The organism is Streptomyces sp. WM6372 (assembly GCF_001279655.1).
Taxonomy (GTDB): domain Bacteria; phylum Actinomycetota; class Actinomycetes; order Streptomycetales; family Streptomycetaceae; genus Streptomyces.
The window spans coordinates 1-13,948 of record NZ_LGDB01000016.1 but is presented as its reverse complement, the minus strand read 5'-3'; the positions used below and the strand labels follow the sequence as shown (position 1 = coordinate 13,948).

11 protein-coding genes and 1 pseudogene are annotated in these 13,948 nt (G+C 67.8%); 8 read left to right on the top strand and 4 right to left on the bottom strand.

All coding sequences use genetic code 11. The features are described from left to right. From ADK52_RS03560 to ADK52_RS03555, 3 genes are all read left to right on the top strand, one after another. Nucleotides 1-770: hypothetical protein (locus ADK52_RS03560; protein WP_234343294.1), on the top strand; the 770-nt coding region annotated here is incomplete at its 5' end. 296 nt (nt 771-1,066) lie between these two features. Next, entirely contained in the window at nt 1,067-1,333 is a 267-nt protein-coding gene (locus ADK52_RS42140; protein WP_159045836.1) for a hypothetical protein, read from the top strand. Between the two features lie 604 nt (nt 1,334-1,937). Continuing rightward, nucleotides 1,938-2,315 carry a hypothetical protein gene (locus ADK52_RS03555; RefSeq protein WP_159045835.1) on the top strand — a complete coding sequence of 126 codons (378 nt, stop codon included), beginning with the start codon at nt 1,938-1,940 and terminating at the stop codon, nt 2,313-2,315. Between the two features lie 890 nt (nt 2,316-3,205). On the opposite strand, the gene ADK52_RS42135 is transcribed toward ADK52_RS03555, so the two are convergent. Both ADK52_RS42135 and ADK52_RS43305 read right to left on the bottom strand, forming a co-directional pair. Further along, on the bottom strand, nt 3,206-3,544 hold the full coding sequence (locus tag ADK52_RS42135; protein WP_159045834.1) for a hypothetical protein: 339 nt from the start codon (nt 3,542-3,544) through the stop codon (nt 3,206-3,208). Between the two features lie 711 nt (nt 3,545-4,255). Further along, nucleotides 4,256-4,453 (bottom strand): hypothetical protein, encoded by a 198-nt coding sequence (locus tag ADK52_RS43305; protein WP_053688307.1) that lies wholly within the window; start codon nt 4,451-4,453, stop codon nt 4,256-4,258. Nucleotides 4,454-4,966: 513 nt separating this feature from the next. Between ADK52_RS43305 and ADK52_RS43300 the strand changes: the two genes are divergently transcribed. Then, nucleotides 4,967-5,503 carry a hypothetical protein gene (locus tag ADK52_RS43300; RefSeq protein ID WP_234343292.1) on the top strand — a complete coding sequence of 179 codons (537 nt, stop codon included), beginning with the start codon at nt 4,967-4,969 and terminating at the stop codon, nt 5,501-5,503. A 314-nt stretch (nt 5,504-5,817) separates the two neighbouring features. Here ADK52_RS43300 and ADK52_RS03540 read toward each other — a convergent pair whose 3' ends face one another. Beyond that, complete coding sequence (locus ADK52_RS03540) at nt 5,818-6,918, bottom strand: hypothetical protein (protein WP_053688306.1); 1,101 nt, start codon at nt 6,916-6,918, stop codon at nt 5,818-5,820. Nucleotides 6,919-7,410: 492 nt separating this feature from the next. Here ADK52_RS03540 and ADK52_RS03535 point away from each other — a divergent pair, with 492 nt between their 5' ends. From ADK52_RS03535 to ADK52_RS03525, 3 genes and pseudogenes are all read left to right on the top strand, one after another. Then, nucleotides 7,411-7,785 carry a glutaredoxin domain-containing protein gene (locus ADK52_RS03535; RefSeq protein ID WP_324615874.1) on the top strand — a complete coding sequence of 125 codons (375 nt, stop codon included), beginning with the start codon at nt 7,411-7,413 and terminating at the stop codon, nt 7,783-7,785. Nucleotides 7,786-8,505: 720 nt separating this feature from the next. Continuing rightward, on the top strand, nt 8,506-9,933 hold the full coding sequence (locus tag ADK52_RS41085) for a DUF2599 domain-containing protein (protein ID WP_107089966.1): 1,428 nt from the start codon (nt 8,506-8,508) through the stop codon (nt 9,931-9,933). Between the two features lie 163 nt (nt 9,934-10,096). After that, a pseudogene (locus tag ADK52_RS03525) lies at nt 10,097-10,573 on the top strand (transposase); the annotation flags it as partial. 382 nt (nt 10,574-10,955) lie between these two features. On the opposite strand, the gene ADK52_RS03520 reads toward ADK52_RS03525, so the two are convergent. Next, entirely contained in the window at nt 10,956-12,212 is a 1,257-nt protein-coding gene (locus ADK52_RS03520; RefSeq protein WP_234343291.1) for a hypothetical protein, read from the bottom strand. A 196-nt stretch (nt 12,213-12,408) separates the two neighbouring features. Here ADK52_RS03520 and ADK52_RS42130 point away from each other — a divergent pair, with 196 nt between their 5' ends. Further along, nucleotides 12,409-13,671, top strand: a complete 1,263-nt coding sequence (locus ADK52_RS42130) for a NucA/NucB deoxyribonuclease domain-containing protein (protein WP_053688304.1) — start codon at nt 12,409-12,411, stop codon at nt 13,669-13,671. Nucleotides 13,672-13,948 lie beyond the last annotated feature (277 nt).

Sequence of the window (13,948 nt, the reverse complement as noted above, 5' to 3'; positions counted from 1 at the left end):
GGGCGGGAGGCAGCAGCGGCGCTTTCACGACGTGCGTGTTCGACCTTTCCACCTCAACGCGGCCGGTCAGGTTCAAGATCACCGTCGGTGGTGGCGGTCCTGGAGGCAGCGGTGCGTCGGGCGGCACCGGTGGGGTGAAGGGGGCGCGGGGCAACACGTTCACGGTCACCTCCGGCCGGGCCGGCAGTGCCGGAGCGTGCGACAGCGGCGGCGGCGAGGGCGGCATGAGCTCGGTCACCGGCGGCGCCTGGTCGGCCTGCGCCGCAGGCGGCCGACCCGGTTTCGTCGCACAGGACGGCGCCGGCCAGGCCGGTCAGGGAGGCGGGCACGCCGGTCTCTTCGAGGACTCCGAGCCGGGCAGCGGCGGGAGCGGCGGCCACCCCAGCGAGGGCGGCACAGCGGGAGAAGGCCTCTCCGAGGTCCTGCGCGCGGTCGCCGGCACCGACCGGATCACGGCCCGCAATCCGGGACAGCGCGGGGAGGCCGGCAGGCCGGGCGGGAGCGGCACGAGCGCGAAGGCCTGGCACGGGGCCCCTGGCGGGGATGGTGGACCGGGCGGTGCGGCAGCGGCCGGCGGTGCGGCGGTCGACGACGGTGGGGGCCGTGCCTACGGGGCGGGCGGCAGCGGAGGCGCCGGCGGGGACGGTGGACGCGGCGGGCGCGCCGATGACGTCCACGGCACGCAGCTCGGCACCGGCGGCGAACCCGGCGCCGAAGGCCGGCCCGGTACCAGCGGCCGCCCCGGCGCCGTGATCGTGTCCTGGGCCTGACCCGGCCCACACCGCTGGGGGGCGGGGCTGTTCCACCGGCACCGTCCACACGGCCCGCCCGGGAGCGGCCGGTCCGTCCCGGCGAGCATGACAGACCGGGCCGCCGAAGGCCCGCGGGCCCTGCTGCGCACCGGCCGGACGGTGACCTGCCGCCACTGCCCGAAGGGCTGACGCCCGCGTGGGGCGGAGGACTCAAGTCCTCCGCCCCACGCGTCCCGTTCCCGCCGTATTGGTGGTGCGGGTGGGCAGCCGCTCGGCCCCGCCCAGTTCAGCGAGGCGGGGCAATGAGGGCGGGCATGTACTGGCCTTCAGCCCTTCTGGGTGTAGGCGTTTCGGCGGTGGCTGATGTCACGAATGCGAATCGGATCACCAAGCTCGTACATCAGCCGCCAGGAACCACAGCGGGAGCGGCGGCCGCCGAGGTGGACCAACGCGGTGCTGTGGTGGCCAGTGGGGTCGGCCTCGATATCCGCCAGGTGCTGGCGGATACGGGCATGCTCGCGGGCTTCGCCGGTCTCCTCGACGCCCTCTTTGAATTCGACCTCTGGTGGAACCCGCCGTGAGACCTCACCTGGCAGCGCCACTACCAGCAGGCCCACTCTCCGCCACAGCCGCGGCAGGAAACTCACCCAGCCCGGCGGCACCCGCACCTACCGCCAATGGCTGCGCAATCCCGCTGACGACTTCACCCCCGACCAGAACGACCTGCTATGCGCCATCGACCAGGCATCCGCCCAAGCCCGCTGAGCCGAGGAGTCCTGTGACAGGGTGCCATCCATGTTGCCGGGAGGGGCCTCTCTCGAACTTGGTTGGATGCGTCGCTCTCGTTCACGGCATGTCCGCCGGGTCGGGGGACGCCCGAGATTCGGCTGACGCGGCATGGAGCCGAAGAACTGGGTTCCGGCTCGTTCTGGAGCCGCTGTTGTGTTTGCCAACTCGCTGACGGGGGATGGGGGATGCGGGTAGAACTGTGCTGTCCGTCAAGCGCGCGTTCTGGAGCACCGAATGACCACAACGGTTCCCACACCGGGTGAGGATGCCGCTCCTGTAAGTCCACCCGAAGCGACTCAGGCGGAGAGCCCTCATCCGGCAGCGGATCCAGCCGACTTACGACGACGAATCAGGAAGGAGACGTTCACCCAGTTCGGCGGGTGGATGCTCGGCTCTGTGCTCTTCGCCCTCACGCCCACACTCATCCAGTACTTCGCGGGGCGGCAAACGGCCGGCTACGTGCAGCCAGAGCTGACGGAGATGATGAGCCGGGCCCAGCTGTATCTCGTATCCGCAGGTATCGCGATCCAAGCCATCATCCAGGCCTTGATCGAGCTACGGAAGTGCGGCGCTTTCCGTCTCATCGTGCTCTGCCTCTTCAACTTGATCATCTTGGTGTTCGCCCTCTTCCTGTCGTCCAGCGCGGACGGTCCAACCGCCGTCAAGTCCGTTGTCGGGGAACAGTCGGCCTGGCTGTTCTTCTGGGCCTTCGTCTGTGCTGGAAGCAGCACCTGGTTCTGTGTGAAGGGGGCTGCCGAACGTGACGCTGCCTAGTTGGCTCGTAGATTTCGCACTCCCCGCGATGGGCGCGGTGGCTGTCTCCCTCGCAACTGACCTCCGCCGACGTATCCAAGGCTGGACGAGGGAGCGCTCTGCGGGTGTCCTCCCTCGCCGCGGCGTGACCGGTCCGACCGCCTCGCGCGGCATCGCCAACGCAAGGGTGGTCACAAGGAGCGTTAGTGCTGGGGGGGACGTGACTGGGGTTGTCATTGGAGATGGCAGCAAGGTGCCCGCCGAGGGCCAGGATGCTCGCGGCGTGAACGAGGGGCACGTAGAGGGCCAGGAGGCTCGCGGGGTAGCCGACACCTCCTGAGCTGCGCTGCCGGTCGCCATTCGACGGGCCTGTGGTACACCCTCCAAGCTCCGGCGGCGGTATGACGGGCCGAAGGGCCCTTCGATCAGTCGCCGCAGGGGCCTTCCTGGGCCCTGCTGAGGCTCTCGTCGAACCCCTAGACGAGAGCTGTTGGCGCGGACACCATGGCATCACGCGCGTCGTACAGCGCGAACCCGAAATCCCCCTCCGGAAGGGAGGGGGAGGTTCCGATGATCGCCATCACCGACCTCCGCTACCGCCACGGCGGCACTCGCACCATGATCCTGGCGGGCGGCCGCCTGGCCGTCGCGCAGCGGACGGTGCGCGTCTACCGGCCGCGCACCGGCTGACCTGCGTGCGGCGCCCTCTGGCTGTGGGGTGTCCCGGTCCGGTCGCGGGTGGGCACCCCGCCAGGGCACGTGGCTAGATCTCTGTGAAGTGCTCGGGGCCGATTTTGTCGATGATGAAGCCGTTGTCGAAGCGGACCCGGACCCTGGGCGGGACGTCCTTGCGAGGGTCCGGCTCTGGTTCCGGCCGTGGTGCCGGGCCTTCGCCCTGGACGTCGTTTCCGTCAGGACGGAATCCGTACTTCCGCTCCATCTCTGCCTGGATCCTTTTGCGGCCCTCCGGGCTCGTGCTGGGCCAGCCTTCGCCGCGCAGGAGCCTCGTACGAAGCCCGCCGACGCTTGAGCTCTTCGGCATCGGGGACGTACGGTTCCTCGGTCTTCGGCTCGGTTTCGAAGTTGGTGGCGACCACCAGGCCTTCGGTGTCCTGGCCGAGGTACAGCGCGCCCGCGAAGCGCTCGCTCGATGTCGAAATCTGGCGCGACTGGCCGGTCACCGATGATGCCGTGGAGTCGACCCCGTAGTGGTCGGCGGCCGTGATTGCGGACTGCGCGGTGATCTTCACGTCGTGGGTCAGCTTGACCCTGGTACCGGTCTTTAACGTGATGGGAACTCCCTTGGAAGTGATCGTTGGCGGCGACTGGCTGCCCGCATCGCGTAACGATCAACCGGCATGGCGGTATGTGAGTCACCAGGTCGACGCGATCCGTACGGCCTTCTGTATCAGGCGGTGCGGGTGCCGGTGGTGCCGTCCACGCGTCGGGGACCGGGTCCTGGCGGGCGGCCGCCTCGCCGTCGCACAGCGCACGGTGCGCGTCTGCCGGGGCGGGGTGTGCGGTCTTTGGCGCGGGGGGTTCGGCCTTGTGCTGGGTGGGGCGGGCGGCTCGGGCCTCGGGGGCCGCGAGTCCAACGGGCATGCGGGTGGTGGAACCAACGTGGCGGCAACGGTGGTGTCGGCGACGCGGGCACTGTCCAGGGCCCGGCGACGAAGGCCGCCATCATGGGCGGCGCGGGCGGCCGCGGCGGAAACGGCGGCAAGGCCGGCCACGGGGGAATTCCCGCAAGGACCAGCCCGGCACTGCCGGAACCGGCGGGAAGGGCGCCAGAGCGAACACGGGCACCGTCAAGATCACCGGTGCCACCCTTGCCGACGGAGGTGACGGAGCCAATGGCAAGGCCGGATGGCAACTCCCCGGCCTGCGGCCGGGGTGGCAGGGGTACGGGCGGCAGCGGCGCTGCCCCTGCAGTCGACGGACCGTTTCGTCACGGCTGGACGTCACGCTGCCGAGCGTGCCCGCCGTGCCACTCGGCGGCGTGTGGCGCGTGAGCGGCAGCGATCCGAGCAGTAGATCGCGTCTGATCTGCGGGAGCTGCCGGCGAAGGTCATGAACCCGCATTCCGGGCAGGTCAGCAGTTTGATCATGCGGGTGTCGCCGATCGCCTCGGCCTCGGCGAGCACCATGGCGGCCGACATGATCCGGTCGCTGGTCCGCCGATCGCGGTACCCCTGCGCCCGGCACGCGCCGTCGCAGTACCGGCGCCGGGTCGATGCGTGGAGCGGGAGCCTGGCGCCGCAGGACGCGCAGAAGCGGACTTCGGGCCACGCCTTCAGGATCGCGCGGCCTGGGTGCGTGCACCAGAGCGTTCCTACGGGGCGAGTAGTAGCGGGGCAGCACGGGGAGAGCCTTCCGCGCAGGTTCGTCAGGCAAGTGCGGCACGTGGGTAAGGAGCTGGTGCGATTATCGGCGCCTGCAACAGCGGTGTTGCTCCCTTCTCACTCCTCAAGTTCCTCCTGCGCTTCGCCGAACGCCGATGTGCAGACCATGGATGCCCCGCCGGATCCCGATGACGCATTCCTCCGGCCGGCCGGGGGCAGTGGGGTCGTAGGGACCCGCCCACGAAGGGGTGATTGGTAGGAGGGGAGCGGACTGGCCCTTTGGATGGCCTGCGTAAGTAAGTCCCCTTCTCACGTGAGGACCCTGGCGTTATGCCTGCTGGACTTCCGCCGATCGGCGCCGAGATCCCCTGCTCCAGCCTCGCCGTCAACACCCCGCTCCGGATCAAGGACGTCCCCGTCACCGTCGACTTCCGCGGCGGCATCAAGTACCGCGTCGACGTCAACCCCAATGACCCTGTGAACTCCGTCCGCATGCGGATCGTAGGACACAAGATGACGGCCCAGCTGCAGGGAGAGGACGGGACGAGCGAGGGCACCATCACCTTCGAACAGAACGACATCGATGTTGACCCGAAGACCATCCTGCGCCTGACTCAGCAGTTCCCGCCCAGGTACGAGTTTCGCGAGGTCACGAGCTTCACGATGACCATCGAACAGCCCGGGAGCGAAACGATGGTTCTGACCACCAAGGAGCCGATGGTCTGCCTCGGAGATCTGACCCAGTTCCCGCCCCGGGGCGACCTCTTCAGGCTGGAGAAGCCGGTCGAACTGGTCGACGCAGAGGCCGACCCGGACAAGGTGCTCGCCGTCATCGAAAAGCTCCCCATCAAGGTCGGCGGCCTCTAAGGACGTCACAGCACGTCTGCCCTGGCTGGCCATCGCTGCGCCGCCGTCGGCGCTTGCAGCGCAGCGCCTGCCGCACGCCCCGGGCGGCCGCCTGTAGCCGCCGCCCGGGGTCGGCCAGCGACTACAGGCCACTGGTCCCCCAGCGCACCGGGCCGCTGACCATCGGCGGGTGGGCCGCTTCGACCCGGTTCGACCGGGTCGACAGCTTCGACGGGGAGAAGGAGTCACTGGCCTTCCGGAACCTGGTCGCCTGGACGGGGGCCTCTCGCGGCCCGTTGCCAAACTCCTGACGGGCCTCCTCCGGCCCTGCTGCGTTACAGAGCCCTGCTCTTCTGGGCGAGGATCCAGACGTAGTACCACTTCCCGCTCTGGATCGCGCGGGGGCCGTTCTCGACCCTGTCCTTGATCGCCCCCCAGAAGGTTCCGGCCGTGGTCAGTCCAAGGGTCGTGAGCACTCGCTCCATCACCGATCCCTCCACGGCGACGAGCAGGGCGGCCGTGGAGGCGACAGTGGCGCCGACCACCCCCAGCGACCTCTTCCTCTTGGCCGCACGGAGCTCGGTCTGCATCGCACTCACCTGGTCTTCGATTTCCAGGCGCAGCTTCGCCAGTTCGACCTGGGACTGTTCCGCGTTAAGCGCCTCGTCCATGGACAGGAAGCTCGTGCGCAAGAACCCGCGAAATCCGCTGTACGAATCGAATTCATCGACCGTGATCTTGCTGAAGTCGCTCAGGGTGACGCCTTCGATGAAGGGCAGATCGATCTGGAGTACGGGGCGCACCAGGCGGTCTTTCACCGGATTGGACTCCGATGAATCGATCACCCTTCCACCCCTGATGATGTAGTCGACCGCGGCGACCTGGCTTATCGGGTAGGAGCGTCTATGGGTCGCCGCCGATGCACGTGACGATACAAATTCCGTACGCGTGGAGTAGCTCGGAAGGTACCAGGCCAGCCCCGACTTGATCAGCGGCTCGGCTTCAAGGAGCCAGGTTCCCAGTGCGGCCAGATCGGGGCAGTGAATCCCGTAGTGGGTGGTTCTGGAGTCACTCCCTCTCGGCTGCATATTGTCGTCGACATCGACGTCTGTTCTGCGATCTTCCCCGAGGTGGCGATAAGGGGCGTCCGGTCCGTGGGACAGCAATAAGCTGTCCGAAACCAGAACGGCACGTTTCGTGAGCTGCTCGAATTCACAACTCTCGTCTCTCAGCCCCACGTTGAAGCATTTTTCGATGAACTTCCTTTCACCTCTGATCTCGGTGTGCCCCCACGCTGACGGCTTGTACATGAGTTGCCCGTACGCCTTGGCGACCGCGGCAGGGTCATGGCGGCTGTCCGGGAGGATGCGTCTGAAAACCCTTCGCATCTCACGTGCGACGTCCTTGTCCCCGATCGCCTGAGCGCGCCTCCACATGACGACAGTGTCGGGGGTGCCTGGCCGCCCCTTCAAGGAGTCGGCAAAACCATGTTGTCCGTCGCACTCGGCCGGGCAGTGGCATCATCGCCGGAACCGCGGAAGCGAGCTTGGCCGACTCCTGCTCGGCCTCACCCCCTTTGGGGTTGGGCGCCTTGGTCACGGTATCGAGGGTGGAGCGCAGCTCGTCGCGCTCGGCTGCGGCCGGCTTGGCGCGGGTGGTCGCCTCGGCAAGCTGCTGTTCGGCGCCCGCGGCCGACGCCGGAGGAGCGCTCGGGGCGGGGCTCGGCGCGGTGGCCGGCTGGCCCCCGGTCGGTGTGGCGGTGCCGAGGTCGGCTGTGTTCTCGGACATGACGAAATGGCCCTCCGGGGCTTGTAACGGGCATGAAAGACGGAGACGTCGGATCAGCCTGGCCAGACACCAGGCGAAGGGCCTGTCACCCAGCCAACTGGACGCACGAGTCCCTAGGATCGAGGCGTATCGTGCCCGGCATGGGCGCAGAAGAGGTGAAAGAGGCGGCCATGGCAGATAAGACGATCGAAGCGATTAAGGATCAGATCGCGAACAATGCGATTCTGCTGTACATGGAAGGCACGCCTGCGGCGCCGAGCAACGACCACTCCATGAAGGCGGTGTCGGCGCTCATGGGGTGCGGGGAGCGCTTCGTGCACGTAAACGTGACGCACAACCCCGACATCCAGAAGGAGTTGCCGGAGATCGGTAACTGGCCGACGTTCCCCCAATTGTGGGTAGATGGGGAACTCGTCGGCGGCGCCGACATTATCGTGGAAATGTTTGAAAGCGGGGAACTACAGGTGCTGGTGAAGGAGACGGCGAGGAAGCGGCGCGCGGTTTCCGAGGCCTGACGGCAGGTTTAGTGGCTGACGTGGTGCCGGCCGCCGCGCTGTGGTCCGGCCGGCGGGTGGCCGTCGCAGGGTCGGGGCCGGGGGATGTGGTGCGGACCGTGTGCTGCCGCGGGGCGGTTGCGCCAGCCCCGGAGCATTGCCTCGAAGACCTGCTCGTCCGGCCGCAGCATCGGTGCCCGTCGACCAGGTGCAGGCGAGCAGACGCCGGTGCGAGGCTCGCCATCACTCTCCGTCGATCGCATTGGACGCGAGTTTTTCGCATCTGATGCGAGCCGGTGGCGTTTGCCCAGCTCAGTCGCTCAATGGAGTGAAGGAGCCTGCGCCAGGCCGCCGCAGTCGCTACGGTCATCCATGCGCAGCCAGGTGCAACGTCCCTGGTAGGGCCGGCAACGGCCGGAGATCGGCGAGTTCCGGGACCCCGGTCGCCTATTCGCGTCCGATGCGATTGGCGTCGGTAGGAGGATCGGACCGAGTTTTGGCGCCGAGGGCAGGGTCAGGATGCGAAGGCCGGGGCGGGAAGGGCACGCAGATTGCCGTGGCGATGCGATGCGAGCCCGTTCGGGCCGCCCGGGGCCGCAAACCGTAGTCGGGGTCTGACCGAGATACGGGTCAAAGGGGCAATGGGTTGATCTTGAAGCCCTGAGCGCCTCCGTCCCGTCACCCGTTCGGCTCTGTGTCGTTGGTGTTGATGTTGTTGTCGTCTGGGCGTGGGCGGGGATTGTGACCTCGATCGAGCGGACCGCGTATCCGCGGTTCAAGCGGCTGATCACCGCGCATGAGCTGCATCTGTTCTTCTCGCCGACTCGCGATGAGCATCAGTGGGCGGCCGATGCCACGGACGGTGATGAGCACCTGCTGGCCCTGCTGCTGATGTTGAAGTCGTACCAGCGCATGGGCTGTTTCCCGGCGCTGGAGGAGGTCCCCGAGCAGGTGGCGGAGTTCGTCCGCCAGCTGGTGGAGCTGCCGGAGGGCACGCTGCCGGTGTCCCGGGCGGAGCGGACCTCCAAGCACCACTGGGGCCTGGTCCGCAAGAAGGCCGGGCCCTGGAGGCCGAGCAGGCGCCGTCGTCCCAGGGCGGCACCGCTTGTACGGTCCGCCACCCATGACCGACTACTGAGAGGACCGCTCGTGGAAGTGTCGACTCGACCGTTACGGCGAAAGGCCAGCCTGTTCAAGGGCGTGGTCGTCGCCCTTGCCTCCCTCGCAGCCCTTACTGTTCAGGCGTCTCCGGCGGCCGCGGACGACGTCTGCGGCAAGCAGGTCGGCGGAGCGATCCTCGTCAAGTACACCGAGCTGCGTGGCGAGACAGGGCCGCTCGGCTGTCCGACCGGCATCGAGCTGGACAACCCCGACGGCGTTGGCAAGCGACAGGAGTTCGCGGGCGGCACCATCTACTGGTCCGCCGCCAGCAACGCGCACCCCGTATGGGGCACGATCGGCGGCAAGTGGGGCGCGCTCGGCTACGAGGGCGGGAAGCTCGGCTACCCGGTCGAGGATGAACGCACCAACCCCGACGGCGCCGGCAAGCGGCAGCAGTTCCAGGGCGGCACCGTCTACTGGCATCCGACGCTGTCGAACGGGGCGCACCCTGTGTGGGGGCGTATCGGTGAACTGTGGGCCTCCTACGGATGGGAGGACGGTGTGTTCGGATATCCGACGTCGGATGAGGGATGGGAGGAGCCGTACCAGTCGATGACGCAAGGCTTCTCCAAGGACGGCCTGACCCTTTTCTGGAGTCCGGGCAAAGACGACGAAACGTGGTGGTGTAAGCAGGAGTGCGTCGGCTACTCCGGCGCGGCCGGTACCGACTGGTTCAAGGAGACACGGGTCGAGACCTATGTCGGCACGGATCACGTGAAGGTCCGCGCCATCCCCACTAGGAACGGGTTCGTTAACGCTCGCACCAACTTCCGCGGCGCGTGGGACCAGGTGTGGTCCATGGCCCCGTATCCGAAGGACATCGACCAGGTAGAGCACCAGTCGCTGTATGAGCAGTTCGCCTGTCACGCCGCGTGGGCGGAGGAGCGCGCGCCCGGCGACTGGAACACCGGCCCCACCTGGGACCTGGAGTCGGAGCGGCCGAGCATCGGCATGAAGAAGGCGACCGACCCGTTCGAGGTCCGCAAGCATAATTGCAACTGGAGCTGATGGTTCGAGTGCCAGCCTGAACCTAGATATGCCTGCGCCTCCCGAGAATTCCTTTCGGGGGGCGCAGGCATATGACGCAAGCCCGGCAGGGGCCGGCAGTACCCTGCCCTCGGCCCCCGACCACCCGGAAGCCCCACTCGTACATACGACTACAGCTAACTGGGGTGGCAGGTCCCGCCGCCGGACCTCGGTCGCCGCCCTGTGCTGCTACAAACCCGGGGAGAAGAGCCGCCTCATCCACCGGCCCCGTACCCATCTCCTGCTCAAGGGCGCCCGCAAGAGCTTCTCCTGGCAGGACTACCGCGACCTCCTGGTCCGCGCACGCATCCAGCTCGACGGCCCGATCGTGGTGGTCTGGGACAATCTCAACATCCATCTGGCCGCCGGGCTGAAACGGTACGAGGCCGAGCACGACTGGCTCACCACCATCCGCCTCCCGCCCTATGCACCCGACGTGAACCCCGTCGAGGCTGTCTGGTCACTGGTACGCAGGGCGATGGCCAACACCGCCTTCCACACACCCGACGACCTCGACCGCACACTCCGCCGCGAGTTACGCAGAATCCAACTCTGGCCCCACCTGGTCGACGGCTGCCTCACCGCCACAGGTTTGACCATCAACCCACCGATCCCACCCTGAAATCCTCAGTACCTCCAGCGGAAGTTCTGACCGAGGGCGGCGAAGACGACCGCGGCACGAGCCCATGAGGGAGGAGCGAGCGCGAGCGCGGCCCCTGACGATCAGGTGCGAGAAGCCTGATCGTCAGGGGGTCGCGCTCGCGCTCCTTGAGAACTCGTTGTCCACCATCAACCGGTCTCGTATACGTATGAGTTGACCTCGTCTCTGTCGTCGGGTTGAAGCGCGCACCACTCTGGCGGGGGTTCGCCGCATGCGGCAGGGGACGTTCGGCCGCGGGCACCGGTCCCCGAGGCTGGGCTCGGGGTTGAGACGCGGAAGGCCCCGCACGGAACCGGGAGGCCGGGGGTTCACGTGCGGGGCCGCGCTCACGGGGTGGGGGCTGTCAGACTCCGACCAGGGTGTACGTACCCGTGCCCTCCTGGCGGCCGCTGGAGTACTGGCGGATCAACTCCCCGTCCGCGTACCGGTCGTGGCCCATCATGGAGCCGGTGTACTTGTTCTGCAGACCGATCTTCGAGCTGCCGGGTACGTCGCGATAGATGTAGAACCGCTGGAGGTCGTCCTCCCCGCAGGTGGCCGTCGTGAGGTAGGCCTGCTCCTGGTTGGCGATGTTGGCCGGGATGGTCGCGCATCCGCCGTTGCCCCAGTTCCACAGGGACGCCTCGATGACCCCGTTGCGCTCCGTCACGTTGCACAGCCGCCAGTTGTCCAGGTGGGCGCTGGTCCAGTTGGATTCGCGCAGCCGGATGCCATCGTTGGCCAGGACCGGTGCGCTCCAGTTCAGGGGCTTGCCGGGAACGTGGATCCGGTAGACGGCGGGTTGGCAGTTCAGGGCAGCCTGCGTGACGGGCTTGGCGGTCTGGGTGGCCTTCATGCTCTGGGCGGCTGTGGCGGCGTTGTCGGCGTCGCGCTTGGCCTGGTCGGCCTTGGTCGAGGGGACGGGGCCGGCCGGGTGCTTCGCGCTGGCGGCGGGCGAGCCGCAGTCCAACAGGCCCTGGGCCTTGGCCATGATGCTGTTGGCGGGGACCTTGTCCTCGCAGCGCACCGCGCCTTCTTCGAGGGTGGTGTAGGTGGTGTAGGACCCGGTGTCGGGACCCTCAACCCACTTCAGGCCGCCCGCATCCGAGCGGTTGCAGTTGAGGCTGCCGTAGGTGCCGGTGACCTTCTTGGTCCCCTTGTACAGGCCGTAGTAGCCGGGATCGTTGAAGTTCCAGTTGACGGAGTTTGACTCGCTGCTGGTGGAGGAGTAGCTGACCTGGACGTTCAGGCCCAGGCTCGCCCCGACGCTGCCGAGGGCTTCAACGGCGAAGCTGCCCTGAACGGTGCCGTTGAGGCCGACGGAGACCGAGATGGTGGTCTGGGTGTTGGTGGTGACGCTCTGGCTGCCGGTCGAGCCGGGGGTGACGTACCAGCCCTTGAAGTGGGTAATCGTCGGTGTGACTTCGGTGGTCTTGATGACCGGGTGGCGGGTACCGAGATCGGCTGCGGTACAGGTGTCCCCGGCCTTGACCGCGCCGGGAGCCGCAGCGGGGGCGGCGGGTTGGGCGGTGGCCGGGGTGGCGGCCAGGCCCACGGCGGCCGTCGCGGTGGCTATGAGCGCTCCGAGCCCTCTGCCCAGGCAGGTTGTGGTGCGGCGCATCGTCTGGTGTCCCCCTGTGTGTCGTCTGTGAGGTGTGAGTGAAAAAATATTGCCGCCGGGGGCGGTCGGGCGACAGCACAACCGGCCAAATGCGATCAAGAAGTGCCTGTTCCCCGGTTGGCAGAAGGGGAGTTGCCCGGTTTCATTCCTCCGGTGTGCCCGCAAAAAGAGGGGGCACCGAAGGGAAGGGACCCTGTTGAAACACCTCAAACGTGGCCTGGCGGCGATAGCCTCGCTCGCCCTCACCGCAGCGCTGTGCGCCGTCGGCGCGGAGCCCGCCGCCGCACTGCCCACGAGCCGCACGGCCCCCCAGGGCCACGGCACCTGCACCCCAACCGACCCCGAACTCCTGCGCCAGGGCACGGCCTGGACCTGTATCAAACTGGGCCCCGCGCCCGCCTCCGCCGTCGCCGCCGCACCGGCCCGCGCCCGCGCCGGGAACAACCCCGGGGCCGACCAGTGCCTCAAGGACGACCAGGGGGACATCCCCTCCATCCGCACCGCGTACTGCACGAAGTACCTGGCCGAATACGTCACCATCGGCGAGGACAACAAGGCCAACGGCCACGCTCAGGTCCTGGTCCTTGCCGCAGCGGCCATGAACTCCCTGCCCAAGGCGGCATGGGCGGAGGAAGTCAGGGTCTATACCCTTAGCATGACCCCCAACATCGCCTACGTGACGCTCCAGTTGAGCTCCACGTGCAGCGGCCAGTGCACGGCGGGCCCACTGGCCTGGGGCGGCAACCCGGTACAGCTGAAGGCCGGCCAGGCCCGGGAGGACGGCCAGCTCAGCTACAGCTCGTCAGTCGGCAAGGGCTTCGACACCATGATCAACATCTACTACCACATCAACGGCACCATCAAGACCACCACCGGCACCGGCGTACACCGCAACACCAGCCTCAACTGGTTCGGCCCCACGGTGCGCTGTGACGACAAGGTCGGCCAGTGGGCCGGGTGCATCGTCAACGGGCACACCGCCAACGTCACCTTCCACCGGTCGAAATACAAGGGAGCGGCCATCGCCTACGAATGGGCGCAGATACACCTCCTGAGTCACCCAGGTACCCCCGGAAACCTGCTCAACCGGTGGTACGTCGACCCCCTGGACCCCAAGGCCAAAAACCGGCGCGCCCTGACCTGCGACCGCGCGCCCTATGCCTTCCCCCATGGCGCCACCGGCATCCCCAAGGACTCCTGCGACGAATACCCCTTCGCCAAGACCACGCAAGGCGGCAACCCCGGTCAACAGTGCATCGACATCACCCCCCGCGAAGTCGGCGGCGTGTGGGATGTCGCGAACGTTCAGGTCGACCGGGGCACCCCGCCCAACGCGCCCTGCATCCGCGCCCACGTCAACGAGGACGACAACGAGTTGGCCGGTACCGAGTACGGCAACGCGGTGCTCTCCGACCGCATCTATGAGGGCGAGCCGTTCCAGGTGATTATCGACCCGTGATGCGCGCCCGCGCGCCCCGGGCAGGGTGGGGTGTGAGGGAACCGGCAGGACGCGCCGCCGGGCCTGCCGTAGCTAGCCGGTGCGAGAACCGAGTACACCTGGGCTGGGCTGGAATGGAACGGGCAGAGGGCCCCGGGCACGGTTGTGTCAGGGGCCCTTGCCTGTGGCCGCCCGGCACGCGGGCCGGGGAGTCAGGGCCTGGTGGGGTTTAGTCGACTGTCTGCCCGTCGTACATGCCGCCCCTGCAGGTCGGGAGCACGGGCGTCGACCGGTCGAT

Coding starts and splice junctions, on each gene's coding strand:
- ADK52_RS03540 (WP_053688306.1), bottom strand. CDS start 6,918: ATGTGGAGGCGCGCTCAGGCGATCGGGGACAAGGACGTCGCACGTGAG.
- ADK52_RS43305 (WP_053688307.1), bottom strand. CDS start 4,453: ATGTCGGCCGCCATGGTGCTCGCCGAGGCCGAGGCGATCGGCGACACC.
- ADK52_RS03520 (WP_234343291.1), bottom strand. CDS start 12,212: ATGCGCCGCACCACAACCTGCCTGGGCAGAGGGCTCGGAGCGCTCATA.
- ADK52_RS03535 (WP_324615874.1), top strand. CDS start 7,411: ATGGGCGCAGAAGAGGTGAAAGAGGCGGCCATGGCAGATAAGACGATC.
- ADK52_RS42140 (WP_159045836.1), top strand. CDS start 1,067: ATGTACTGGCCTTCAGCCCTTCTGGGTGTAGGCGTTTCGGCGGTGGCT.
- ADK52_RS43300 (WP_234343292.1), top strand. CDS start 4,967: ATGCCTGCTGGACTTCCGCCGATCGGCGCCGAGATCCCCTGCTCCAGC.